This is a genomic window from Phytohabitans sp. LJ34, from assembly GCF_052068095.1.
GTDB lineage: Bacteria > Actinomycetota > Actinomycetes > Mycobacteriales > Micromonosporaceae > Phytohabitans.
This window is the reverse complement of the sequence record NZ_JBQHDG010000039.1, coordinates 26,059-49,456: the sequence shown is the minus strand read 5'-3', so window position 1 is coordinate 49,456 and position 23,398 is coordinate 26,059. Positions and strand designations below refer to the sequence as shown.

The 23,398-nt window shown below is 70.8% G+C and carries 22 protein-coding genes; 12 read left to right on the top strand and 10 right to left on the bottom strand.

Features of this window, described 5'->3' with window-relative positions:
• Positions 1-33 precede the first annotated feature (33 nt).
• Positions 34-825 (bottom strand): PmoA family protein, encoded by a 792-nt coding sequence (locus tag ACTMTJ_RS43260; RefSeq protein WP_441224657.1) that lies wholly within the window; start codon positions 823-825, stop codon positions 34-36.
• A gap of 80 nt (positions 826-905) precedes the next feature.
• Between ACTMTJ_RS43260 and ACTMTJ_RS43255 the strand changes: the two genes are divergently transcribed.
• The 6 genes from ACTMTJ_RS43255 to ACTMTJ_RS43230 all read left to right on the top strand — a co-directional run bounded on the left by ACTMTJ_RS43255 (position 906) and on the right by ACTMTJ_RS43230 (position 7,862).
• Positions 906-1,937: a LacI family DNA-binding transcriptional regulator gene (locus ACTMTJ_RS43255; protein WP_441224655.1), complete on the top strand. Its 1,032-nt coding sequence runs from the start codon at positions 906-908 to the stop codon at positions 1,935-1,937.
• A 75-nt stretch (positions 1,938-2,012) separates the two neighbouring features.
• Positions 2,013-2,357: an L-rhamnose mutarotase gene (locus tag ACTMTJ_RS43250; protein WP_441224653.1), complete on the top strand. Its 345-nt coding sequence runs from the start codon at positions 2,013-2,015 to the stop codon at positions 2,355-2,357.
• Complete coding sequence (gene rhaI / locus ACTMTJ_RS43245; RefSeq protein WP_441224651.1) at positions 2,350-3,510, top strand: L-rhamnose isomerase; 1,161 nt, start codon at positions 2,350-2,352, stop codon at positions 3,508-3,510. Before ACTMTJ_RS43250 ends, rhaI begins: the two co-directional genes overlap by 8 nt.
• 4 nt (positions 3,511-3,514) lie before the next feature.
• Positions 3,515-5,545 carry a bifunctional aldolase/short-chain dehydrogenase gene (locus tag ACTMTJ_RS43240; protein ID WP_441224650.1) on the top strand — a complete coding sequence of 677 codons (2,031 nt, stop codon included), beginning with the start codon at positions 3,515-3,517 and terminating at the stop codon, positions 5,543-5,545.
• A complete protein-coding gene (locus tag ACTMTJ_RS43235; protein ID WP_441224649.1) occupies positions 5,542-6,978 on the top strand; it encodes a rhamnulokinase in 1,437 nt (478 codons plus the stop codon). Before ACTMTJ_RS43240 ends, ACTMTJ_RS43235 begins: the two co-directional genes overlap by 4 nt.
• A gap of 80 nt (positions 6,979-7,058) precedes the next feature.
• The gene (locus tag ACTMTJ_RS43230; protein WP_441224648.1) at positions 7,059-7,862 is read left to right on the top strand and encodes a hypothetical protein; all 804 of its coding nucleotides are present in this window, start codon (positions 7,059-7,061) and stop codon (positions 7,860-7,862) included.
• Here ACTMTJ_RS43230 and ACTMTJ_RS43225 read toward each other — a convergent pair.
• Positions 7,851-8,987, bottom strand: a complete 1,137-nt coding sequence (locus ACTMTJ_RS43225; protein WP_441224646.1) for a Glu/Leu/Phe/Val family dehydrogenase — start codon at positions 8,985-8,987, stop codon at positions 7,851-7,853. The genes ACTMTJ_RS43230 and ACTMTJ_RS43225 overlap by 12 nt on opposite strands.
• Before the next feature lie 105 nt (positions 8,988-9,092).
• Here ACTMTJ_RS43225 and ACTMTJ_RS43220 point away from each other — a divergent pair, with 105 nt between their 5' ends.
• The 3 genes from ACTMTJ_RS43220 to ACTMTJ_RS43210 are packed head-to-tail and all read left to right on the top strand — an operon-like array spanning position 9,093 to position 11,513.
• Positions 9,093-9,737, top strand: a complete 645-nt coding sequence (locus ACTMTJ_RS43220; protein ID WP_441224645.1) for a class I SAM-dependent methyltransferase — start codon at positions 9,093-9,095, stop codon at positions 9,735-9,737.
• Positions 9,738-9,752: 15 nt separating this feature from the next.
• Positions 9,753-10,298, top strand: coding sequence for a tetratricopeptide repeat protein (locus ACTMTJ_RS43215; protein ID WP_441224643.1), 546 nt, complete (start codon positions 9,753-9,755; stop codon positions 10,296-10,298).
• Positions 10,299-10,343: 45 nt separating this feature from the next.
• A complete protein-coding gene (locus ACTMTJ_RS43210; RefSeq protein ID WP_441224642.1) occupies positions 10,344-11,513 on the top strand; it encodes a cytochrome P450 in 1,170 nt (389 codons plus the stop codon).
• Here ACTMTJ_RS43210 and bioD read toward each other — a convergent pair.
• Together bioD and ACTMTJ_RS43200 are read right to left on the bottom strand one after the other, a co-directional pair.
• Complete coding sequence (gene bioD / locus ACTMTJ_RS43205; protein ID WP_441224641.1) at positions 11,510-12,247, bottom strand: dethiobiotin synthase; 738 nt, start codon at positions 12,245-12,247, stop codon at positions 11,510-11,512. The genes ACTMTJ_RS43210 and bioD overlap by 4 nt on opposite strands.
• The gene (locus ACTMTJ_RS43200) at positions 12,235-13,371 is read right to left on the bottom strand and encodes an 8-amino-7-oxononanoate synthase (RefSeq protein ID WP_441224639.1); all 1,137 of its coding nucleotides are present in this window, start codon (positions 13,369-13,371) and stop codon (positions 12,235-12,237) included. Before ACTMTJ_RS43200 ends, bioD begins: the two co-directional genes overlap by 13 nt.
• 35 nt (positions 13,372-13,406) lie before the next feature.
• Here ACTMTJ_RS43200 and bioB point away from each other — a divergent pair, with 35 nt between their 5' ends.
• Both bioB and bsaP read left to right on the top strand, forming a co-directional pair.
• Positions 13,407-14,402, top strand: coding sequence for a biotin synthase BioB (bioB, locus tag ACTMTJ_RS43195; protein WP_441224638.1), 996 nt, complete (start codon positions 13,407-13,409; stop codon positions 14,400-14,402).
• Positions 14,403-14,413: 11 nt separating this feature from the next.
• On the top strand, positions 14,414-14,611 hold the full coding sequence (bsaP, locus tag ACTMTJ_RS43190) for a biotin synthase auxiliary protein BsaP (RefSeq protein WP_441224637.1): 198 nt from the start codon (positions 14,414-14,416) through the stop codon (positions 14,609-14,611).
• 961 nt (positions 14,612-15,572) lie between these two features.
• Here bsaP and ACTMTJ_RS43185 read toward each other — a convergent pair.
• A complete protein-coding gene (locus ACTMTJ_RS43185; RefSeq protein ID WP_441224636.1) occupies positions 15,573-16,526 on the bottom strand; it encodes a diguanylate cyclase domain-containing protein in 954 nt (317 codons plus the stop codon).
• A gap of 327 nt (positions 16,527-16,853) precedes the next feature.
• Here ACTMTJ_RS43185 and ACTMTJ_RS43180 point away from each other — a divergent pair, with 327 nt between their 5' ends.
• Positions 16,854-17,060 (top strand): DUF397 domain-containing protein, encoded by a 207-nt coding sequence (locus ACTMTJ_RS43180; RefSeq protein ID WP_441224635.1) that lies wholly within the window; start codon positions 16,854-16,856, stop codon positions 17,058-17,060.
• 92 nt (positions 17,061-17,152) lie between these two features.
• Here the strand turns inward: ACTMTJ_RS43180 and ACTMTJ_RS43175 are convergent, their stop codons facing one another.
• The 5 genes from ACTMTJ_RS43175 to ACTMTJ_RS43155 all read right to left on the bottom strand — a co-directional run bounded on the left by ACTMTJ_RS43175 (position 17,153) and on the right by ACTMTJ_RS43155 (position 23,338).
• Positions 17,153-17,977 (bottom strand): SAM-dependent methyltransferase, encoded by an 825-nt coding sequence (locus ACTMTJ_RS43175; RefSeq protein ID WP_441224633.1) that lies wholly within the window; start codon positions 17,975-17,977, stop codon positions 17,153-17,155.
• Positions 17,978-17,993: 16 nt separating this feature from the next.
• Positions 17,994-18,791 (bottom strand): helix-turn-helix domain-containing protein, encoded by a 798-nt coding sequence (locus tag ACTMTJ_RS43170; protein WP_441224631.1) that lies wholly within the window; start codon positions 18,789-18,791, stop codon positions 17,994-17,996.
• 199 nt (positions 18,792-18,990) lie between these two features.
• A complete protein-coding gene (locus ACTMTJ_RS43165) occupies positions 18,991-19,584 on the bottom strand; it encodes an RloB family protein (RefSeq protein ID WP_441224630.1) in 594 nt (197 codons plus the stop codon).
• A 44-nt stretch (positions 19,585-19,628) separates the two neighbouring features.
• A complete protein-coding gene (locus tag ACTMTJ_RS43160; protein ID WP_441224628.1) occupies positions 19,629-20,855 on the bottom strand; it encodes an AAA family ATPase in 1,227 nt (408 codons plus the stop codon).
• Positions 20,856-21,028: 173 nt separating this feature from the next.
• Positions 21,029-23,338 carry a glycoside hydrolase family 9 protein gene (locus ACTMTJ_RS43155; protein ID WP_441224684.1) on the bottom strand — a complete coding sequence of 770 codons (2,310 nt, stop codon included), beginning with the start codon at positions 23,336-23,338 and terminating at the stop codon, positions 21,029-21,031.
• Positions 23,339-23,398: the final 60 nt, after the last annotated feature.

Here is a 23,398-nt window from a genome sequence, read left to right as displayed (position 1 = left end):
CGCCGGGCCGGCACCCAACCCGTCCGTCGCCCGTCATTGAATGGTTTCACGCTCCAGGGCGCCGTCCGCCACGAGCACGCTGTACCGCCGGCTGAGCGTGCCGCCGGCCGGTATGGTCAGCGGGCGCTCCCAGGCCAGAGCCGCGCACACGCCCGGATAGTCGGCCGCCCGCACGAACCAGCGGTCGTCGCCCTCGATCCCGGTGAAGACGAGCGTGTAGCCGGCGCCCCGTACGGCCAGCCACGGATCGGCGCTGCCGTTGCACTTCTCCTCGCCATCCACAGTGGACGTGAAGACTTCCGGCACGCCCGGCGCCAGGCGCCAGAAGAAGCCGCCGTAGCCGGCGCCGCCGGGGCGGCCGTTGGTCGCCGGGCTGCCCAGTGTCACCGCCGCGCCGGGCGGGGCGGCGAGCGTGAAGGCGAAGTCGAGGGTCCAGCCCAGCGGGGCGGGCGAGGCGGTGACGACCCGTTCTTCGACGAGCAGGGTCTCCCCGGCGCGGTCCAGCCACCGCAGCCGCGCGGCCAGCCGCTCGTCCGACTGATCCAGCCACTCGTCGTGCGCGATGCGGCCGTGGTCGTCGAGCCAGGTGTAGCCGGTGCCCCGGACATACGTGCGGCCGCCCCACAGGTTGGTGCCGTCGACGTCCTGCATGGCGACGCTCACGCCCAGGTGCCAGCGGTGGTCCTCGGGGAGCACGTCGGTCACGGTCACGCCGCCCAGCGTGCGCACCGGGTGCAGGTACGGCCGGGGACCGTGCTCTGGGTCGACCTCGGGCGCCACGACGTAGTCCGCGACCGGCCGTCCGGCTACCTGCAACTCCACCATGTCGTCCTCTCGGAAAGCGCTTGCCTATACTCATGGCACACTACGGTGTGGAAAAGCGGGACGGCAGACGGGAGCCACGGGTGGCGGGACCAGCGGTGAGCATCCGCGACGTGGCCAACCACGCTGGAGTCTCCGTTGGCACTGTCTCCAACGTCCTCAACCGGCCGGACATCGTCGCGCCCACGACGCGTTCGCGCGTGCTGGCCGCGATCACCGAGCTGGGCTTCGTGCCCAACGACGCCGCCCGCCAACTGCGCCGCGGCCGCGGCCGCACCCTCGGCCTGGTCGTCCTCGACGTCGCCAACCCCTTCTTCACCGACGTCGCCAAAGGCGTCGAAGACACCACCGGCGCCGCCGGCATGGCCGTCATCTTCTGCAACAGCGACGGCGACCTCACCAAAGAAAACGCCTACCTCGACCTCCTCGAAGAACAACGCGTCCAAGGCGTCCTCATCACCCCCATCGACGACGCCAGCCAACGCCTCCACCGCCTCCGCGACCGCGGCGTGCTCGTGGTCCTGCTCGACCGGCGGTCACCGCAGGCCGACCTCTGCTCGGTCTCCGTCGACGACCGGCTCGGTGGCGAGCTGGCGATGCGACACCTGGTGGAGAGCGGCCACCGGCGGATCGCCTTCGTCGGCGGACCGCACCGCCTGGAGCAGGTCCGCGACCGCTACGACGGGGCGCTCCAAGCGCTCGAGGACGCGGGGTTGAGCGAAGACGAGCACCTGCGCCGGTACGACACACCCGCCCTCACCGTTGTCGCCGGACGCGACGCCGCGGCCCGCATCCTCGGCCAGCCGAAAAACTCCCGGGCCACCGCCGTCTTCTGCGCCAACGACCTGCTCGCCCTCGGCGTGCTCCAGGGCCTGACCCGCCAGCAGGTGCGGGTGCCCGACGACATCGCCCTGGTCGGCTACGACGACATCGAGTTCGCCGCCGCCGCGGCCGTGCCCCTCTCCTCCGTCCGCCAACCACGCCAACGCCTCGGACAGACCGCCGCCGGACTCCTGCTCGACGAGGCCAACCAGCCCGAAACCCACCAGCACCAACAGGTCGTCTTCGAGCCCGAGCTCGTTGTGCGGGAGTCCAGCCAGTTCATCCGTCCTTGACATGCGCGCGACGGCGCTCGTATGTTTGTGGACAACCACTTGAAACGGTTCATTCAGCGCCTGGGAGCTAGCCGAGTGCGACGTGTCTGCTTCATCCTTCGGGTCAAGCCGGACCGGCTTGCCGAGTACCGGGAGCGCCACGCCGCCGTGTGGCCCGACATGCTCCGTGCCCTCCGCGACGCCGGCTGGCACGACTACTCGCTCTTCCTGCACGACGACGGCCTGCTCGTCGGCCACTTCCGCACCGACGACCTCGCGGCCTCGCTCGCCGCGATGGAGCGCACCGACGTCAACGCGCGCTGGCAGGCCGAGATGGCGCCGTTCTTCGAAGACCTCGGGGGCCGCCGGCCGGACGAGGGCTTCACGGTGCTCCCCGAGATCTTCAACCTAGAAACCCAGCTGGAGGCCCTCGATGACTGAAGCGGTACGCGCGGCGCTCCGAGCCCAGCGGATCGAGTTGCCGTCGTGGGCGTTCGGCAACTCGGGCACACGGTTCAAGGTGTTCGCGCAGCAGGGTGTGCCGCGCACGCCGTACGAGAAGATCGAGGACGCGGCCCAGGTGCACCGGTACACCGGTGTCGCGCCCACCGTGGCGTTGCACATCCCGTGGGACAAGGTCGACGACTACACCCACCTGGCCGCGTTCGCCAAGGAGCATGGTGTCGGGCTGGGCACGATCAACGCGAACGTGTTCCAGGACAACGACTACATGCTCGGCTCGGTGACCAACCCCGACCCGGCGATCCGGCGCAAGGCCACCGACCACCTGCTGGAGTGTGTGGACATCGCCGCCCAGATCGGTGTGCGGGACGTGAAGCTGTGGTTTTCCGACGGCACCAACTACCCCGGCCAGGACAGCATCCGCGCCCGCCAGGACCGCTTGGCCGAGGCGCTCCAGGAGACCTACGACGCGTTGGGCGACGACCAGCGGCTGCTGCTGGAGTACAAGCTGTTCGAACCCGCCTTCTACACCACCGACGTCCCGGACTGGGGCACCGCCTACGCCCACTGCCTACGGCTGGGCCCGAAGGCGGAGGTGGTGATCGACACCGGCCACCACGCCCCGGGCACCAACATCGAGTTCATCGTCGCGTTCCTGCTCCGCGAGGCAAAGCTCGGCGCCTTCGACTTCAACTCGCGCTTCTACGCCGACGACGACCTGATGGTGGGGTCGGCGGACCCGTTCCAGCTGTTCCGGATCATGCACGAGATCGTCCTGGCGGACGCGCTCAAGCCGGAGGCGGGGATCGCGTTCATGCTCGACCAGTGCCACAACATCGAGCCCAAGATCCCGGCGCAAATCCGCTCGGTCATGAACGTCCAGGAAGCCACGGCCAAAGCCCTGCTGGTCGACCACGACGCCCTCGCCGCCGCCCAAAACAGCGGTGACGTGCTCGGCGCGAACGCGGTCTTCATGGACGCCTACAACACCGACGTGCGCCCCCTGCTGGCCGAGGTCCGGCAGGAGATGGGTCTGGAGGCCGACCCGATCGCCGCCTACAAGGGGTCGGGTTACGCAGACAAGATCGTCGCCGAACGGGTCGGCGGCCAGCAAGCCGGATGGGGAGCCTGAACTCGTGTCCACGGTTGACGACCTGATCGCCCGATCCAACCGGCTCGGCGCCGACCGGCGCAACACCAACTACGCCGGCGGCAACACCTCCGCCAAGGGCACCGACACCGACCCGGTCACCGGCCAGCCGGTCGACCTGGTGTGGGTCAAGGGCTCCGGCGGCGACCTCGGCACGCTGACACCGGCCGGCCTGGCGGTGCTGCGGCTCGACCGGCTGCGCGCGCTCGTCGACGTCTACCCCGGCGTCGAACGCGAAGACGAGATGGTGGCCGCGTTCGACTACTGCCTGCACGGGCGGGGTGGCGCCGCGCCCTCGATCGACACCGCGATGCACGGTCTGGTGGAGGCCGCGCACGTCGACCACCTGCACCCGGACGCCGGCATCGCGTTCGCGACCGCGGCCGACGGCGAGGCGCTGACCAAGGAGTGCTTCGGTGACCGGGTGGTGTGGCTGCCCTGGCGGCGGCCCGGCTTCCAGCTCGGCCTCGACATCGCCGCCGTCAAGCAGGCCAACGCCCGCGCGATCGGCGTGATCCTCGGCGGCCACGGCATCACCGCGTGGGGTGCCACCAGCGAGGAGTGCGAGGCCAACTCGCTGGAGATCATCCGCACCGCGCAGGCCTTCGTCGACGAGCGCGGCCGCCCCGAGCCGTTCGGTCCGATCGTCGACGGGTACACCGCGCTGCCCGAAGCCGAGCGGCACGCCCGCGCCGCCGCGCTCGCCCCGATCGTCCGCGGCCTGGCCAGCACCGACCGGCGGCAGGTCGGCCACTACACCGACACCGACCAGGTGCTCGACTTCCTGGCCCGCGCCGAGCACCAGCGCCTCGCCGCGCTCGGCACCTCGTGCCCGGACCACTTCCTGCGTACCAAGGTGCGCCCGCTCGTGCTCGACCTGCCGCCGACCGCGCCCCTCGACGAGGTGACGACCCGGCTCAAGCAGCTGCACGCGCAGTACCGCGCCGAGTACGCCGCCTACTACGCGCAGCACGCCGCGCCCGACAGCCCGCCGATGCGCGGCGCCGACCCGGCGATCGTGCTGGTCCCCGGCGTCGGCATGTTCTCGTACGGCGCCAACAAGCAGACCGCCCGCGTCGCCGGCGAGTTCTACCTCAACGCGATCAACGTGATGCGCGGCGCCGAGGCCATCTCCACGTACCAGCCGATCAGCGAGGCGGAGAAGTTCCGCATCGAGTACTGGGCCCTCGAAGAGGCCAAGCTCCAGCGCATGCCCAAGCCCAAGCCGCTCGCCACGAGGATCGCGCTGGTGACCGGCGGCGGCTCGGGCATCGGCCGGGCGATCGCGCTCCGGCTCGCCGCCGAGGGCGCCTGCGTGGTCGTCGCGGACCGCAACGCGGAGGGCGCGGCCACCGTCGCCGCCGAGATCGGTGGTACCGACGCCGCCGTGCCCGTGACCGTCGACGTCACCGACACCGCCGCGGTACAGGAGGCGATCCGGCAGGCGTTGCTCGCGTTCGGCGGGCTCGACCTGGTGGTCAACAACGCCGGCCTCTCCATCTCCAAGTCGCTGCTGGAGACCACCGACGCCGACTGGGACATCCAGCACGGCGTGATGGCGCGCGGGTCGTTCCTCGTCTCGCGGGAGGCCGCGCGGGCGCTCGTCGACCAGGGCATGGGCGGCGACATCGTCTACATCTCCAGCAAGAACAGCGTCTTCGCCGGCCCCAACAACGTCGCCTACGGCGCCGCCAAAGCAGACCAGGCCCATCAGGTACGCCTGCTCGCCGCCGAGCTCGGCGCGCACGGCATCCGGGTCAACGGCGTCAACCCCGACGGCGTCGTCCGCGGCTCCGGCATCTTCGCGAGCGGGTGGGGCGCCCAGCGGGCGGCCACCTACGGCATCCCGGAGGAGGAGCTCGGCGCTTTCTACGCCCAGCGCACACTCCTCAAGCGGGAGGTCCTGCCCGAGCACGTGGCCAACGCGGTCTTCGCGCTCACGGCCGGCGACCTGACCCACACCACCGGCCTGCACGTGCCGGTCGACGCCGGCGTCGCGGCCGCGTTCCTGCGATGAACACGGCGACCGTCGCGGCCGTCGACCTCGGCGCGGCCAGCGGCCGGGTGATGGTCGCCTCGGTCGCGGCCGACAGGTTGGCGCTGGCCGAGGCGCACCGCTTCGACAACGGCCCCGTGCGGCTGCTCGACACGCTGCACTGGGACGCGCTGCGCCTGTACACGGAGGTGCTCACCGGGCTGCGCATGGCCGCGGCCCGGCACCCCGACCTGGCGAGCGTCGGCATCGACTCGTGGGCGGTCGACTACGGCCTGCTCGACCGCGACGGCGCGCTGCTCGGCAACCCGGTGCACTACCGCGACGCGCGCACCGACGGCGTGATGGACACGGTCGTCGCCAAGCTCGGCGCCGAGTGGCTGTACGGCACGACCGGCCTCCAGCTGCTGCCCTTCAACACCCTCTTCCAGCTCTCGGCCGCCGCGGACACCGCCGGGCTGGCGGCCGCCGAGCGGATGCTGCTCATGCCGGACCTCCTCTCCTACTGGCTCACCGGCGTCGCCGGCACCGAGGTCACGAACGCCTCCACGACCCAGCTGCTCGATGTGCGTACCCGGGAATGGTCGTCGGATCTGATCGCCCGCGCGGGCCTGCCGGCGCGGCTCTTCGGCGAGCTGAGACGGCCGGGCGATCCCGCCGGCGTGGTCCGGGAGATGGACCTGCCCGTGACCGCCGTCGGCTCGCACGACACGGCCTCCGCGGTGGTCGCGGTGCCGGCCGAGGGTGAGCGGTTCGCCTACATCTCCTGCGGCACCTGGTCGCTGGTCGGCGTCGAGCTGCCTGAGCCGGTGCTCAGCGAGGCGAGCCGCGCGGCCAACTTCACCAACGAGGCCGGCGTCGACGGCACGGTCCGCTACCTGCGCAACGTGATGGGGCTGTGGGTGCTCCAGGAGTCGATGCGCGCGTGGGGGGCGGCGGAGGTGGCCGACCTCCTGGCGGCCGCCGCCCGGGAGCCCGCGCTCGGCACGCTCGTCGACGTCGACGACCCCGTCTTCCTGCCGCCGGGCGACATGCCGGCCCGCATCGCCGCCGCGTGCCAGGCCAGCGGGCAGCCGGTACCCTCGTCGCCCGCCGCGTTCACACGGTGCATTGTGGACAGTCTGGCGCTCGCCCACCGCCGTGCCGTGCGGGAGGCGTGCGCGCTCTCCGGCCGCGACGTCGACGCGGTGCACATCGTGGGCGGCGGCGCGCGAAACGAGTTGCTCTGCCAGCTCACCGCCGACGCCTGCGGGCTGCCCGTGGTCGCCGGCCCGGTCGAGGCGACCGCGCTCGGTAACGCGCTGGTGCAGGCGCGCGCACTCGGTGTCGTAGAAGGCGGTCTGGACGACCTGCGTGCCCTGCTGCGGCGCACCCAGGAGCTGCGGTCCTACCAGCCCACACCGGGTGCGGAGGCGGCGTGGCGGGCGGCCGAGGCACGGGTGCACCCCTCCTCCTGAGTCGCCAGACAGTTCGCGTACCCTCACTCCGGCGGCGCCGGGCGCCCTCGATCATTCCATAATGGACAGAGGGGGCGGCGGTGTCCGAAGCGGGCAGCGAGGAGACGGCGGAGTTCCGCACCCTCGACGCCCCGACCCAGCAGCTGCCCGCGGTGATCCCGGCGATGGCGCACGTTTCCCCGGATGTGACCACGCACAGACCGGGCCTGGCTCGGCGGTGGCTGTGGCCGCTGCTGGTGCTGGCCGCCGCGGCGCTGGCGAGCATCCCGATCGCGCTGTTCGGCACATCCGACGGTCCCTCTTCGCCGCGCGGCCAGGCACCGCCCCTCCAGTGGCCGCCCGACGTCTCGGCCGTCTCCGAGTCGCCGGCGCCGTCGCCGTCCACGCCGGAAGCGCCGGTGGCACCACCCCCTGCTCCCCCACCCGCCGAGGAGGAAGCCGCCCCGCCCCGGGGCACGACCTCGCCCAGCCCGCCGCCGACGCCGGCCACGCCGACCTCGTACGAGGCGGAGGCGCGGGGCAACCGCCTGGGTGGCCGCGCCGCGCCACGCGAACTGGACGGCGCGTCCGGCGGCAGCGTGGTGGGCTGGGTCGGCGAAGGCCGCGACAACACGCTCACGTTCACCGGCGTGACGACGGTGGCGGCCGGGCCGCACCGGGTGACGATCTACTACGTCAGCCGGGAGCGCCGGGCCGCCGCCGTCGAGGTGAACGGCGCCTTCGCCACCGTGGTCGACTTCCCGCCCACGGGCGGCTGGGACACGGTGGGTTCGACCACGATCACACTCACCCTGCGCGCGGGTCCGAACGAGATCCAGTTCGGCAACCGATGGTCCTGGGCGCCGGACTTCGACCGCCTCGTCACGGGCGGGTTAGCGCGGTAGCTCGGCCGCTCGCTCGTTCGCCATCGCCAGCGCGGCGGCCCGGGGGGAGCCGCCGGCGCGGGCAGCGCGGTCGAGCATCTCGTTGAGCAGCCCGCGCAGCGTGGTCGAGATCTTCGCGAACGAGGCCTCCGCCGTCGGCGCGATGTCGCCGAACAGCGTCCACCACCACCAGGCGTTCGTCGCCAGGTTGGCGACGAAATCCGGGATCACCGGTACGCCCCGGGCGGTGAGCGCCGCCTCGCCACCGGCCGTGGTCGGCACGTTCGCCGCCTCCACCACCAGCCGCGCGTTGACCGCGCCGACGTTGGCCTCGGTGAGCACGTACGAGAGCGCCGCCGGCACCAGGATCTCCGCCTCGACCGCCAGCCACTCCTCCCGGGGCAGCTCGCGGTCGCCGGGTCGCAGCACGCGCCGGTCCACGCGCCCGTAGCGGTCGCGGGTGCGCAGCAGCGCCTCCACGTCGAGGCCGTCCGGATGCCACACGACCCCGAGCGCGTCGCAGATGCCCACGACGGGAACGCCGGCCCGGGCCAGGTAGCGGGCCGTGGCCCCACCCATCGAGCCGAAGCCCTGTACCACCGCCCTCGCTCTTTCCTCGATCCCGAGTCGCGCCGCCGCGGCGAGCGTCACCTCCGCGACGCCGTAGCCCCCGACCTGGTCGGCCAGGCTCACACCGTCCACGTCGACCGCGAAGCCGGCCCGCACCCGGTCGAGCGCCTCCGCCGGGTCCGGTACCAGCCGCAACGCCGCGTCGATGGTCGAGCGCAGCCCCGCCTCGAGGGCCACCTCCTCCAGCACGTCCTGCCGCACGCCGAGGTCCTCGCCCGCCGACCAGTACGACTGGAGCAGCGGCTTCATCGCGGCCACGTACCGCGCCATGACACCGCGCGCACCCGGGTCGTGGGGTGCGCAGTCGATGCCGCCCTTCCCCCCGCCGAATGGAACGTAGGCGTCGTCCGGGGAGTAGACGACAGCCTCTTTGAGGGTCATCCCGCGGGCGAGATCGCGCACCTCGTCGAGCGTGCACCCCTCGCGCATCCGCAGGCCCCCGCTGGCCGCACCGCGCACCAGCCGGTCGATGACGAGGTAGCCGTGTTTGCCGGTGACCTCGTCGGTCCACGTCACTTCCAGAAAGCTATCCTGACTCGCCACTCAGCCATCATGCTCATATTCATCGATGGATGGAGTCGGACACCGGTCAGCAAAACGGTCAATATTAGGATTCGACGGGTGACCGACTCCCTCGGCTTCGTCCAGGCGCACACCCGCCTCTCCCCGGTCCCGCTGGTGCCCGAAATCCTCCTCCACCAGGCGGAGGAGGCCATCGCCCTGTGGGAGCGGACCGAGACCTCCTCGTCCGGCCAGCAACCCCCGCCGTTCTGGGGTTTCGCCTGGGCGGGCGGCCAGGCCCTGGCCCGCTACGTCCTGGACAACCCGTCGCTGGTCACCGCCCGGCGGGTGCTGGACCTGGCGGCCGGCTCCGGCCTTGTCGCGATCGCCGCGGCGAAGGCCGGCGCCGCCTCGGTGACGGCGGTGGACATCGACCCGCTCTCGACGGCCGCCGTAGCCGCGAACGCCTCCGCCAACACGGTCACGGTGACCGCCGTCGAGCGCGACGTCCTCGACGAACGACCCGACGCCGAGGTGATCCTGGCCGGGGACGTCTTCTACAGCCGCGAGATGGCGACCCGGATGATGGCGTACTTCCAACGCGCGGTGCGGGCCGGCACGGCGGTGCTGGTCGGCGACCCCGGACGTGCATACCTACCTCCAGCCGGGCTACGAAAGCTGGCCTCCTACGAGGTCCCGGTGGTAGCGACGCTGGAGGACGCCGCGATCAAGCACACCACGGTCTGGGAGATCCTTGCCAAATAGGCTGAGCGTGAAGCGATGGACCTCGACGAGGAAACCCTGCTGCGACGCGAAAGGGTCACCGGCTCGGCGCAGGCCCTGACCCTGGGAGTCGGGATTCGGTACGGGCCGCGACCTGCGGGACGTCGGCGATTTGGAACGGTCTCAGGAGCGGCTGGCCAAGACTCTGGCCGTGGCCCGCGAGGCCCTCCCCACCGACCATCCGCTCACGCTCGCCGCCGCTCCGCCCGAGGCGACCACGACGAGGCCTGCCAGCTCGCCGAGGACGTGCTGGCCCGCTATCGCGAGGTCCGCGGCGCCGACCACCCGTTCACCCTGGCCGCGGCCAACGACCTTGCGATCTTCCGAATGCGCGTTGGCGACAGCGCGGTCGCGCGGAAGCTGATCGAGGACACGGCGGCGCGGTTCGTCCACGCCCTGGGCGCCGACCACCCGTACACGCTGATCTGCCAGATGAACCTGGCCAACGCGTGCTTCGCGGCGAACGAGATCACCGAGGCGTACCGCATCGCCGCCCAGGAGGGCAGCCGCATCGACAGCGACATCGAACCCGCCGAGACATAGGCGGAGCACACACGCTCGGGCGTCGCTCGAGGTCGGCCGGGTAGCGTGGCCGGCGTGCTGTTCCGGACCTGGGAGGTGGGGGCGCGGGAGTTTCCCGACGTCGCGACCGTCGCGGACCACGTCGGGGTCGAGCACCTCGTCGTGACGCGCCACGCCCTCGTCCGGGAGGTGCTCGCCGACCAGGAGACGTTCCGCCCCGACAACGCGCTCGACGCGATGACCCCGATCCCCGTCACGGCGCTGCGGATACTCACCCACCACCGGTTCCGGCTGCCGCCGACCCTGGCCAACAACGGGCACCCGAGCCACCCCGCGATCCGGGCGATCGTCGCCGACGCGCTGCATCCGAAGCGGGTGGAGGAGCAGCGGGCCTGGCTGACCGGCGTCGTGCGGGGGCGGGTCACGCGGCTGGCGGCCGATCTCGACGCCGGGCTGCCCGTCGACCTGTACGCGGACCTCGCCGCCGACCTGCCCCTGCTGGTGCTCGCCCGCCTCGTCGCGCTGCCCGACGCCGAGGCGGCGGTGGTCAAGGAGTTCACCCGGGCGGCGTTGGAGCTCTTCTGGGCACCGGTGGCGCTCGACCGCCAGCTCGCCCTGGCCGAGATCGTGGGGCGGTTTCACGCGGTGCTGCGCGAGTTCGCCAAGGAGGGGCCGGGGCTGGCGGCCGACCTGCGGGCGCACACCGACAGCCTCGACGTCGTGGTTGGCGCGCTCTTCTTCCTGCTGGTCGCGGGGCAGGAGACGACCTCGCAGTTTCTCACCCTGCTGCTGCACCGGCTGGCCGGCGAGCCGGCGGTGCTCGACGGGCTGCGGGCCGGCAGCGTCTCGGTGGACGACGTGGTCGAAGAGGGCCTGCGCCTGGTGCCGCCGATCGTCACGTGGCGGCGGGTGGCCTCCCGCGACACGGTCCTTGGCGGCACGCCGCTGGCCCGCGGCACGAGCGTGGTGCTGTGGCTCGCGCGCGCCGGACGAGACGGGGCGGTCGTCCCCAATCCGGACGACTTCCGTCCGGGTCAGCGGGGATCGCGGCGGCATCTTGCCTTCGGCGCGGGCGCCCACCGCTGCGTCGGCGCCCAGCTCACCCGCATGGAGGCGTCCGTCGTGGTGGCCGAGACCGCCGCGCTACTCCACAAGGCCGACGTGGTGAGACCCCCGTGGTGCCCCGACAACCTTTCCTTCCGGATGCCGGACGCCTTCGTGATCCGACGCCGCTAGGAGGCGTCCTCCGCCCACACCCGCCAGTCGTCCAGGACGCCGTACAGGAGTGGGGTCAGCCAGCCCGGCGCGCTGCGCTGGAAGACGCCCGGATCGAGGCCGCCGGCGCCGTCCGGTAGGGCACCGACCAGGTTGGGGAGCAGCTCGGCGAGGTTTTCCCAGTGCACGAGCTCCGGCTCGGCGGGCCACGCACCGAGCACCACGCCGGCCGAGACGCCGCGGCGGTCGAGCGCCTCCAGCGTGAGTGCGGTGTGGTTGAGCGTGCCGAGGCCGGCGCGGTTGACCACCACGGCCCGCGCGTCGAGCGAGACCGCCAGGTCGGCGACGGTCCACGGCTCGCCGGACGGGCGCAGGCCCATCGGCACCAGCAGCCCGCCGGCGCCCTCGACCAGCACCAGGTCGTGCTTTTCGACCTCGGCGCGGACGTCGTCGACCACCGAGTACAGCTCCAGCGGGGGCAGCTCCGCCACCCGCGCGGCGGCGAGCGGGGCCAGCGGGTCCGGGTACGACGCGAGCGTGCGGGCGGTCGCCGGGCTCGCCAGCCGGTTGACCACGTCTACATCGGAGGGTGCACCCGTGGAGGTGCCCGTCTGGCCCGGCTTGACCACCGCGACCCGCAGCCCGGCGGCCTGCGCGGCCGCCGTGACCGCAGCGGTGACGACGGTCTTGCCGACATCCGTATCGGTCCCGGTCACCACGACCGGACCGCGCCATTCGTCCGTCACGGTGCGCACTCCACGATCACGTCGAGGGCCCGGTCGAAGTCGGCCCGCGGCACGCCGACGTTGACCGTCAACCGCAGCCGGGCCCGACTGTCCGGAGTGGAAGGTGGACGGAAGCAGCCTACGGCCACACCGCGGTCGCGGCAGTCTGCGGCCCACGCCACCGCGGTCTCCGGGCCGGGTGCGGTCACCGACACCACCGCCCCGGCCGGCTCGGTGACGTCGAGGCCGGCGGCACGTAGGCGGTGTACAAGTGTGGCGGCACGGTCGGTGAGCTCCGCGCGGCGGCCGTCGGAGGCGCGGGCCACCTCCAGTGCGGCGAGCGCGCCGGCGGCGACGGCCGGCGGTGGCGCGGTGTCGAAGATGAAGGTGCGCCCGGTGTCCACCAGGTGCCGCGTCAGCGGCGCCGGGCCGGCGATGATGCCGCCGGCGGCGCCGAGCGACTTGGAGAGCGTGGCGGTGACCACCACGTCGGGCTCGCCGGCAAGGCCGGCGGCCGCGACGCCGCCCGCGCCGGACGGGCCGATCACGCCGAGCGCGTGCGCGTCGTCGACCAGCAGCAGCGCGCCGTGGCGGCGGGCCACCGCGTGCAGGTCGGCGAGGGGGGCGAGGTCGCCGTCGACCGAGAAGATCGACTCGGTCACCACTACCGCCGGCCGCCCGGGCGCGGCGGCCAGGGCCGCGTCGACCGCCGCCACGTCCGCGTGCGGGGTGACGACCACCTCCGCGCCGGAGATGCGGCACCCGTCGATCAGCGAGGCGTGGTTGTGCGCGTCGGAGACGAGGAGCGTACGCGGCCGGGTCAGCGCCCGCACCGCGCCGAGGTTGGCCAGGTAGCCGGAGGAGTACACGAGCGCGGCCTCGGCGCCCAGCCACCCGGCGAGGCGATCCTCGAGGTCGCGATGAGCGCCGGTCGAGCCGCGGACGAGGCGGGAGCCGGTGGCGCCCAGCCCGTACGCGTCGAGCGCCGCCCGCGCCGCCGCGATCACGTCCGGGTGGGTGGCGAGCCCGAGGTAGTCGTTGCCGGCGAGATCGACCACGCCGTCGCCCGGAGCCCGGTGTCGCAGCTCCCGGGCGAGCCCCGCCTTGGCGCGCAGCCCGGCCTTGCGCTCGAGTCGCTCTAGCCACTCACTCACGATTCACCTCGACATCCCCCTTGTAAGGTACGACCATGCCAGAGATCCTCGACCTCGCCCGTACCCAGGTGCTCGAACGCGGCGTCGGCCTCGACGAGGCCGGCGTGTCGGCCGTTTTGCGGCTGCCCGACGAGCACGTGCCGGACGCGCTACAGATCGCCCACGACGTGCGCATGCGGTGGTGCGGGCCGGAGGTGGAGGTCGAGGGCATCGTCTCGCTGAAGACCGGCGGCTGTCCCGAAGACTGCCACTTCTGCTCCCAGTCCGGCCTCTTCACCTCGCCGGTCCGCTCGGTGTGGCTCGACATCCCCTCGCTGGTGGAGGCGGCCAAGCAGACCGCGGCGACGGGCGCGACCGAGTTCTGCATCGTGGCCGCCGTCCGCGGGCCGGACGAGCGGCTCATGAAGCAGATGCGCGAGGGCGTCGCCGCCATCCGCGCCGAGGTGGACATCCAGGTCGCCGCGTCGCTGGGCATGCTCACCCAGGCGCAGGTCGACGAGCTGGTCGAGATGGGCGTGCACCGCTACAACCACAACCTGGAGACCTCCCGCTCGTACTTCGCGAACGTGGTAACCACCCACTCGTGGGAGGAGCGCTGGGACACCCTCCGCATGGTCCGCGACTCGGGCATGGAGGTGTGCTGCGGCGGCATCCTGGGGCTCGGCGAGACGGTGGAGCAGCGGGCGGAGTTCGCGGCGCAGCTGGCCGAGCTCGACCCGCACGAGGTGCCGCTCAACTTCCTCAACCCCCGCCCGGGCACGCCACTCGGCGACCGCCCGGTGGTGGAGGGCAAGGACGCGCTGCGGGCGATCGCCGCGTTCCGGCTCGCCATGCCGCGCACGATTTTGCGGTACGCGGGTGGCCGCGAGATCACGCTCGGCGACCTCGGCACGCGCGACGGCTTGCTGGGCGGCATCAACGCGGTGATCGTCGGCAACTACCTGACCACGCTCGGCCGCCCGGCCAGCGCCGACCTGGCGCTGCTCGACGACCTGAAGATGCCGGTCAAGGCCCTCTCGGCGACGCTGTGAGCGGAGCGGCGATGACGACGGCGGCGGCGTGGTGCGACAGGTGCGGTGAGCGGGCGGCCGAGGGCGACCACGCCGCCTGCGCCGCCGCCCGGCGCCTGGAGCCGCCCCGCTACTGCTCGGCCTGCCGCCGCCGCATGAAGGTGCAGGTGCTGCCGGCGGGCTGGTCGGCGACCTGCGTCGAGCACGGCACGGTCCGTTCGGGAGACTGATATATATACCCGGGTCCGCGTCAGCTGCGGACCGCCGCTCCCGCCGGAGACCGCTCCGGTCGGCGGCTCGCCAGGGCTCGCCGAGACCCCCGACCTCCGCTGCCAGCTCCGCCGAACAAACCCATCGCCTCGGGCTCCGGCCGGGCCGTCCCCGGCTTGTTCACCGTTCTTGGTGGGTGGTTGCGGTGGGAGCCGGGCTACGCCCGCTGGCTGCGGCAAGAGGCGGGGCCGGCCGCAGCGGGGCCACGGCGGGCAGGGATCCGCTCCGGCCATCGGGCTATCGGTTACATGGCGTCACCGACCCGGGATGGGGGCTTTGAGATCTAGGACGGTTAGGGTTGATATGACGCCCTAACTCTCCAAGATCTCGAATCTTGTGCCGCTCACACCGTCACGGCGGTTACTCGCGGCGACGAAGCCACCTGTTGTTGCGAGATCGCCGATCCGAGACCAGACATTGTGGACAGCGGCGACCGCGGCCCAGCGGCGGTCCGGACCACGATGGAGTCGCGGTAGTAGAGGGATGTCGAGCAAGTAGATCTTGCATCTTGCCTAGTCAAAGGCGTTTCCTGCGAACCTGGCGGCCTCGGCGCGGCGCTTCTGAGCTGGGGAGACACCGGAAGGCATTGTGCCGCACGCGGTCTCAAACCGGGCCGGCTGCCGATCATGGTCTTGCCGGGGGCTTGCACCGCGGACCTTGCAGCGCGGGTCGGGGATCTCGGCGAGCGCCAGCTCGCCGCCGACCCGCGCGTTCTCCGGCGGGAGCGGCGGTCCGCAACTGACACGGACCCGGGCAACTCAAGCTTTGAGGCACAGCACCGACGCCCGGCTCGCGTCTTTGAGTTGGTCTGCCGTCACTACCGCGCCCCGGGCGGTAGTGACGGCCCCCGTCAGAACACCCGACCGTTTGATCAAACTGTGTCCCCGGTCGTCGGAACGATCGACGCCGAGGGAGATTTGATCACGTCTCGGACGGCGCGGGATCCAGGTGTGGATCCGCTTCCGCACGGATCGCGAGGCAGTCCGCGGGCATCGTGTCGACCATGGTGCCGGCGCCGTCGGAGCACCGGTAGCGGACCAGGGCGGCCCACTCGGACGCGCCCTCGACCACGCCCGCGCGACGCATGCCGTCGCGGTGTACCCACACCGGGTCGCCCGCTCGGTACGGCACGGCGGGTGCCGAAGCGGTCAGGCCCATCGGGGCGGCGGTGGTGGCGGCGGGCTCGTACGTCACCGCGCGGCCGCCGCCCTCGGTGGCCACGACCCAGGTGATGCCGGCCTTGCCCGTGGTGCGCGCGTGCCGCTTGGCCCGGAACATCGCCTGGTCGGCGCGGCGCAGCAGGTCTGGGAGATCGGCCGGGTGGCCGGCCGGGACGACGCCGATCGAGGCAGTCACCGTCAGCGTGCGGCCGGCGATGTCCATCGGGGGCGCGATCGCCGCGCTGAGCGAGGCGGCGATCTCGTGCCACCACGCCTCCGGAGCGTCCGGGCGGGGCGCGCTCGGCAGCGCGGCGAACTCGTCGCCGCCGAAGCGGGCCACCAGGTGGTCGCCGAGGCACGCGCCCATGCGCCGGGCGATCACGCAGAGGACCTCGTCGCCGGCGTCGTGGCCGTAGGTGTCGTTGATGGGCTTGAAGCCGTTGAGGTCGAGGATCAGGACGGCCGACGAGCGCCCGTCGGCGCGCAGCAGCGTCGGGGCGAGCGCGTGGAACAGGCGGCGGTTGGCGAGCCCGGTCAGCGCGTCGTGACCGGCCATCCAGCGGAGCGTCACCCGCTCCTGCTCCAGCCGCTGGACGTGTGCTTCGAGCTGGTCGATGCGGGCCTGGAGTCGGGCTGCGTCGGCCTCGGTCCGCTGCTGGCCGCCACCCGGCGGCGCACCGCCCGTGCCGGCGGCGGCGGGATCGAGGATCCGCATCGGCCATCCTCTCAAAGACTGCGGCGGGCCAGTTGCTAGCCGTCGAGTCAACGTATGGCGACGACGGGTCGCCCCGCGCCACAAACGAATCATGACAGTTAGCCGACGCACGTGCAAGATTTCACCTGGATAACTGTCACGACGACATCGTGCATCGGAACGAGTTTCGGCTACTCTAGGTGCGTGCCACTTTCGTGGTGAAAGAATGATCCGTGCGTGCGAAACGACGGTTCTGCCTGTCACACGGGCATCGGGTGGCACACCGGCCACCGGCCCGGGGGTCACGCCGGTTACCCACAGCAAGCACTCCAGCGCGAGGGAGTACTGATGAGTAGCGAAACCGGCTGGATCATGTCCAGCAGGTCGACCGGCAACGGCGGCAGCTGTGTCGAGGCCCGTCGCCACGACGGCCTCATCCAGGTCCGCAACAGCAAGGCACGTGACGCGGGCACCGTGGTGTTCACCACGGAGGAGTGGGACTCGTTCCTGTTCGGCGCCAAGCGCGGCGAGTTCGACCAGCTCCTGACCGACTGACCCGCGGCGGAGCGCCGACTGACCGCAGCGGACCCAAAGAAAAAGATCGCCGGCCCCGCGGGGCCGGCGATCATGCTATGTGGACGGTGGACTCAGGCGAGGCGCCCGACGCCGCCGTACAGCCCCGAGTCCTTCGGGTTTTCCTTGAACTCGTCGACCTCGCCCGGATCCGGCCGCCACTGGGTCTGCCAGACAAGCCCCGGCTCGACGAGGTCGAACCCGTCGAAGAGCCCGAGGACCTCGCTCCGCGTCCGGACCGTCAGCGGCGTCACGGTCTGCCGCCGGTAGACATCGAGCGTCCGCTTCAGCAGCTCCGGGTCGAAGACCTGCTCGTCGACCGTCGAGTGGGCGAGCACCAGGTAGCTGCCCGGCGCGAGCGCGTCACGGAAGGTCGCCACGATCTGACGCGCCTCGTCGGTGTCTTCGACGAAGTGCAGGACGGCGACCAGCAGCACCGCGATCGGCTCGTCGAAGTCGAGCAGCTTACGCACCTGCGGGTGGTCGAGGATGGCCTGCGGCTCACGCGCGTTGGCCCGGATGGCCGTGGCGAACCTATTGCCATCCAGCAGCTCCAGGCTCTCCGACACCGCCTCCGGGTCGATGTCCACATAGACCACTCGGGCGTCCGGGATCGCGGCCTGGGCGATCTCGTGGACGTTGCCCTCGGTGGGGATGCCGGAGCCGATGTCGAGGAACTGGCGGACGCCGATCGAGGTCAGGTAGCGCACGGCGCGGCCGAGGAACGCCCTGTTGGCCCGGACGCTGGCCCGGATCAGTGGCGCCCGCTCGATCACCGCCTTGGCCGCCTCCTGGTCGGCCGGGAAGTTGTGGATCCCGCCCAGGTAGTAGTCGTACATCCGAGCCGCCGTGGCCGGCTTCTGATGTGCGCCCTGTGCGCCGTTGCCCACCCTCGTCACGCCCTTCCCCAGGTCGTCACCGGTACTCCCCCACTGGTACGGAATCCTTGCTGATGAGGTCGAAAATCCGGCGATATTCGTCGACCTCGCCCTGCTCCTCGAGGTAGAGCGCGCCGACGTGCGACTCCAGGTAGACCACGTCGGGGTCGTCCGGGTCGTCGAACTCCAGGATGCGGAAGGCGCCGGCCATCGCGGCGTGCGCGCCGACCGAGAAGGGCAGCACCCGGATGTCGACCGAGTCCTCTTGGGACAGCCGGCGAAGGTGCTCGACCTGCGCCTTGAGCACCTGCTCGCCACCGACCGGCCGGCTCACCGCGCCCTCGCCCAGCACGGTCACCAGCCGCAGCGGCGGGTTGCGGGCGAACAGCGCCTTCTGCCGCTGCATGCGCAGCTTGATGTGGCGCTCGGCAGCCTCCGAATCGGCCGGCTGCTCGGCGCCGAAGACGGCCCGCGCGTACTCCGGGGTTTGCAGCTCGCCGGGGATGACCTCGCCGTCGTACCCGAACATGCGGGACGCCGACGCCTCGAGACCCACGTAGAGCTTGAACCACTCCGGAATCACCGGGCTGGCATCCCACCACTCCTGCTGGGACGTGCCGAGCGCGAGCTCGGCGAGCGCGTCGGTGATGCTCTGATCCGCGCCGTAGAGCCAGCAGAGCGCGCGCACGTTGGCCGCCGTGACGGGCACTTTGCCCGTCTCGATGCGGTGCAGTGTCGGCTCCGAAATGCCGAGCCGCGCCTCCGCCACCTCCCGCCGGCTCATCCCGGACGCGGTCCGTAATCGCGTCAACCGCCGCCCCAACGTCCGTCGCACGACGCGTTGGCCTGTGACCGGCACTCCCCACCTCCGCCCCGCCAACCCCGTGTGGACGATGACGCCGAATACCGTACCTGCAACGCCGAGTTGTCAACAGGCGACCCGGCGTCGTGAATCAAATTCGCCGCTCGACACAGGTCTGACGAATCGTGATCTTCCCCCGGTGGGGAGGAATTCGCACGCAAGGTCCTGCCTACTACGAAGGCACGGACACCGCCGTCAGGAGACGATGCATCCCCGACGACGGATTGTCGTGTGGGAACGCTGTGCCGTTGCGGCCATGCATCTGATCCAGCGCGACCGCCCGCTCCGCCGCCAGGCGCCGGCCCGCCATGTAACCCCGCCCGTCGACACCCTTGTCCACCTGCCCATCGCAGGCACGGCGCAGCCGCCGAGCCGCGTCGTTGTCAAGCCAACTGCGACAGTCTCGGAAGTGCAGGATGAGCCAAAGCTCGAAGCACGGGTTGGAGATGGCCACGCGAATGCCATACCTGTCAGCGAGAGCGACCGCCTCGCTGAGGTTCGGATGGTTGTCCGGCCACTCCACATCGAACACACACCAGATCTCGTCGATCTCGCCCTCTTCGCGGTCCGCTCGTTCGCGAGCATCGACGGCCATACGCACCAGCGCCAACGGCACGGACCCGGAGGTGCTGCGCTCGATCCTCAGGTCAACGGCCGCGATGTCCCTGACCTCAGGCTCGCGTTTCAACGCCTCCAGGTACTCCGGCTCGCTGCGCCGCCCCTCGCAGAAGACTAAAACGGTCTTGCGTGGCCCTCGAACGGCCACCCTACGCCTGAGCGAACGACCACCAGTCCGCCGACTCCGCGGGCTCATTCTTCACCCGCTGCCAACCCGAGCACCGACTGCAACAGACGCTGGTCGAAATCCGGCACCGCACCGAACCGTCCCTGTAGATACGCCTTTTCGAGATTCAAGGAACGGCGGACCTTGTCGCCTCCATACTCGGCGAGCGCCGTGAGGGAGGTGGCCCCGTCGACACCCTTCTCCGTGAGCCAGACCTCGTCTCGGTTCAAATGGTTGAGGAGGCTGGTATCGTGCGTCGTAAAGATCAACTGCGCGCCACGTGGATTCGTTTCAGGATCCTGGAACAATTCAAGGAGGCGCGCCGAGAGCTTCGGATGGAGGCTAGCGTCGATCTCATCAAAGAGGAGCACCTGCCCGCGACGAAGAGCCCACAACATTGGTCCGATCAGACCGAACCAGGTTCGCGTACCCTCAGATTCCTCGCCGAGATCAAAGAGTAGTTCTTGACCAGCCGCCCGATGCACGAACCTCAACCTTGGCCGGACCTCCCCACCTGATCCAACCAACTCATTGACGATCTTCACGTCGTCGATTCCCAGGTCTGCCAGTCGCAGCAAGGCCAGCGCAGACTTGGACCCGAACTGCGCAGAATCCGACTCTCCGAATAGCGTCAACTGCTCACCATGCGTTGCATCGATGAACAACCGCTGAGTGGACGACATCATCGCCAACGGTGATCGCCTTCGTCCGGAGTAACTACGACGAGCACCCAAGACACCTACCTCTGCAAGCAGGCGTCCGAAGCCTTCCACTTCTGGCTCGCCGAATCTCATCGCAGCAGAAAGGGCGAGCGTTGTTGGGGTCAACAATTCGCGTGTCCCGGAAAGGCTACCCAGCCCTCGCCGAAAACCAACCTCAAGAGCCTCCCTTTCGAACAAGGAGCGGCGTCTCCGCTCTGGGTAGCTGTAGAGGCCCTCGAAGATCACGGACTCCGCATCGAGCTCGATACGGTATTCGTAGCGGACGCCGCGTACCATCATCTCGACCTCGAAGATCGTTGGCACCTGCGGTCCAGCGGCGAACTTGAAGGGCGTCCGCGGCACGAGTCGATCCCAGGAGCGCAGGGATTCGCGCACGGCTTCGGACAGCCATGCGAATGCATCGAGCAAGTTTGACTTACCTGATGCATTCGGGCCATATATGCCGGCAACCGTAAGAACCTTCTCGTTGAGCCGCGGAAAGGATCGGGCCGCCGGCCGGTCGCCGTCTACGGCGATCATGGAGAGTTCCACGGGCTGCATGATCGACAAGTGGTTGGAAACCTCGAACCGTAGCAGCATCACTCGCCCGCTTCCATCGCACCAACCCTGCATGCTCAGGCCACCCTACGTCAAGAATCAACGTAGAGTGGCCTGAGACCGCAGGTCCGGCGCAGCCTGCCGCGCCTAGGGCGTGGCGGCGAGTCCTACGCCGCCACGGTGCAGGCGGCGCCGTTGACGGTGAAGGCGGTCGGGCGGGGGTTGGTGCCGGTGTGCGAGGCGTTGAAGCCGACCGACAGTGACCCTCCGGCCGGGACCGCGCCGTTCCAGGCCTCGTTGACGCCGGTGACCGCGGCACCGCTCTGTGTCCAGCGCGCACCCCAGCCCTGGGTGACGCGCTGCCCGCCGGGGAAGGTGAACGCGACCGTCCACGAGGACCACGCGGTCGTGCCGGTGTTGCGGATGGTCAGGCTGCCGGTGAAGCCGGTCGACCAGTCGTTGGTGCTGTACGTGACCGAGCACGGCCCCGTCGGCCCGGGCGTCGTCGGCGACGGCGTCGGCGAGACCGAGGGCGACACGGACGGCGACACCGAGGGAGACACCGAGGGAGACAGCGACGGAGTCGGGCTGGGCGTGACGTTGCCCGGCGGGTCGCCCCAGAGCTTCACGCCGTTCTCGTAGAGCGGCACGGCCTTGTTGGGGCCGGCGGCCGTCTGGTACGAGGGGTCGTTGGCCGGGTTCCACGTGCCGCCCTCGGGCACCCCGATCTTGAACTGCACCTCCATCCGGTGCTGCGACTGCCCCGCGGGCGCGATCGTGTGCCCGGTGCAGTCGATCTCGACGTACCAGATGTCGCCGCTGTGCTGGCGGGCCGTGGTAGGCGACGGGCAGCCCTGTGTGTAGCCCGCCGTCACGATCGGCGCGGCGGTGCCCTCGCGGGTGAAGTAGTAGCGGAACACCGAGCGGGTGAGCGCCCGCGCCGGGTAGGCCGACTTGTTGTACACGATGGCCTTGAGGCCGGTGGCCCGCGGCTCGTTCTGCATGACGGTGGTCTCGACCGTGAACTGGTCGATGTCCGGCGTCTCCGGCTGCGGGAAGTTGGCCAGCGGCGTCCCGCCGTACTCCTGGTAGAGCCGGACCAGCGCGGAGGTGAAGCCAGCGTTGTAGTCGGTGGCCACCTCGTTCATCACGTAGTCGTTGCGCTCGTCCTTGTACGCGTCGTCGGGCGAGGACGGGCCGCCGACCAGCGCGCCGTAGAGGACGTGGCGGGTGGCGGTGGGCACGGTCATGCTGTCCCACCACGAGCCGTGCGCGGTGCGGTGGTGCGGGTTCTTCGGTGAGTTGGCGCCGAACCCGATGACGTAGCTGGAGTTGCGCGGGTTGGCGCCGAGCGCGTAGTCGATCTGCCGGACCGCGAAGTCGTGGTAGCGCGTCTTACGCGTCGCGTCGGTGGTCTTGTCGCTGTAGACGAGGGCGGCGAAGGCGGTGTTGGACGCGTACCGCAGCGCGCCCCAACTGTCCACGACCACCATGCCGCCGGGCGAGGTGCGCACCTTCTCGCCGTTGACCCCGACGGTGAAGTAGTCCAGCCAGCGGTTGGCGTCGTCGACGTACTTCTGCTTGCCGGTGAGGTTGGCCAGCAGCACGTAGTTGCCGAACTGCTTGTTGTCCCATGCGATCGTCCACTTGTACATCTTCGTGGTGGACTGGTTCTCGTTGCCCTGCGCGTCGTAGCCGGCCTCGGCCTTCGCGAGGTAGGCGGCGTCGCCGGTGGCCCGGTAGAGCCAGATGGCGCCCCAGACGAGCTCGTCGGCGTACCCGCTCCAGGACTTGTAGAAGTTGGTGACGTCGGTGATGCACTCGTGGTACATCCGCTTCACGTTCTCGGCGAACGTGTAGAGCTGCCGCGCGTGGGTCAGCAGCGTGTTGGCGTACGCGGCGTCCGTGGGGCGGAAGACCATCGAGGACGCGGCCATCGCGGCCGCCGTCTCACCGGCCAGGTCGGCGCCGCCACAGCTGGCGTCGATCTTGTATGCCGGGCGGGCCATCGGCAGCACCTCGGCCGGTCCCCACCACTTGTGGTCGTCGTCGCCCTTGCCCACCTGTCCATAGAGGACATTGGGCGAGGGGTGCGCCTTGATGAAGTAGTCGTTGGGCACGCGGAGGTTGTTGAGCAGGTGGGTGAGCTGGCCCGACGAGGCGTACGCGTCGCGGTACTCCACCGCGCCCCAGGCGAGCATCGTCGTGGTGAACGCCATCGGGAAGCCGAACTTCACGTGGTCGCCGGCGTCGAACCAGCCGCCCGTGAGGTCGAGCCCGACGTCCGAGCCGTCGGTCAGGGCGGAGTCGCCGCGCCAGGAGACGCGGTTCCACGCCGGCTTGCGGCCGGCGACCTGGGCCTCGTAGAAGAAGAGGGATTTCTGGAGGGCTTCGCCGTAGTTGTAGGCACCGGCCGCCTCCGAGCGTGGCGCCGCCCAGATCGCGGCTGCCACCGCGACCAGGATGGCCGATGCCACGGCGCCCGCACGGCGATACCAGATGAACCTGCCAGACACTAGAATCGCTCCTGTCCGTGT

Excerpts from the sequence above, each read along its gene's own strand:
- ACTMTJ_RS43260 (WP_441224657.1), bottom strand. The coding sequence starts at position 825 with ATGGTGGAGTTGCAGGTAGCCGGACGGCCGGTCGCGGACTACGTCGTG.
- rhaI (WP_441224651.1), top strand. The coding sequence starts at position 2,350 with ATGACTGAAGCGGTACGCGCGGCGCTCCGAGCCCAGCGGATCGAGTTG.
- ACTMTJ_RS43235 (WP_441224649.1), top strand. The coding sequence starts at position 5,542 with ATGAACACGGCGACCGTCGCGGCCGTCGACCTCGGCGCGGCCAGCGGC.
- ACTMTJ_RS43215 (WP_441224643.1), top strand. The coding sequence starts at position 9,753 with ATGGACCTCGACGAGGAAACCCTGCTGCGACGCGAAAGGGTCACCGGC.
- bioB (WP_441224638.1), top strand. The coding sequence starts at position 13,407 with ATGCCAGAGATCCTCGACCTCGCCCGTACCCAGGTGCTCGAACGCGGC.
- bsaP (WP_441224637.1), top strand. The coding sequence starts at position 14,414 with ATGACGACGGCGGCGGCGTGGTGCGACAGGTGCGGTGAGCGGGCGGCC.
- ACTMTJ_RS43185 (WP_441224636.1), bottom strand. The coding sequence starts at position 16,526 with ATGCGGATCCTCGATCCCGCCGCCGCCGGCACGGGCGGTGCGCCGCCG.
- ACTMTJ_RS43180 (WP_441224635.1), top strand. The coding sequence starts at position 16,854 with ATGAGTAGCGAAACCGGCTGGATCATGTCCAGCAGGTCGACCGGCAAC.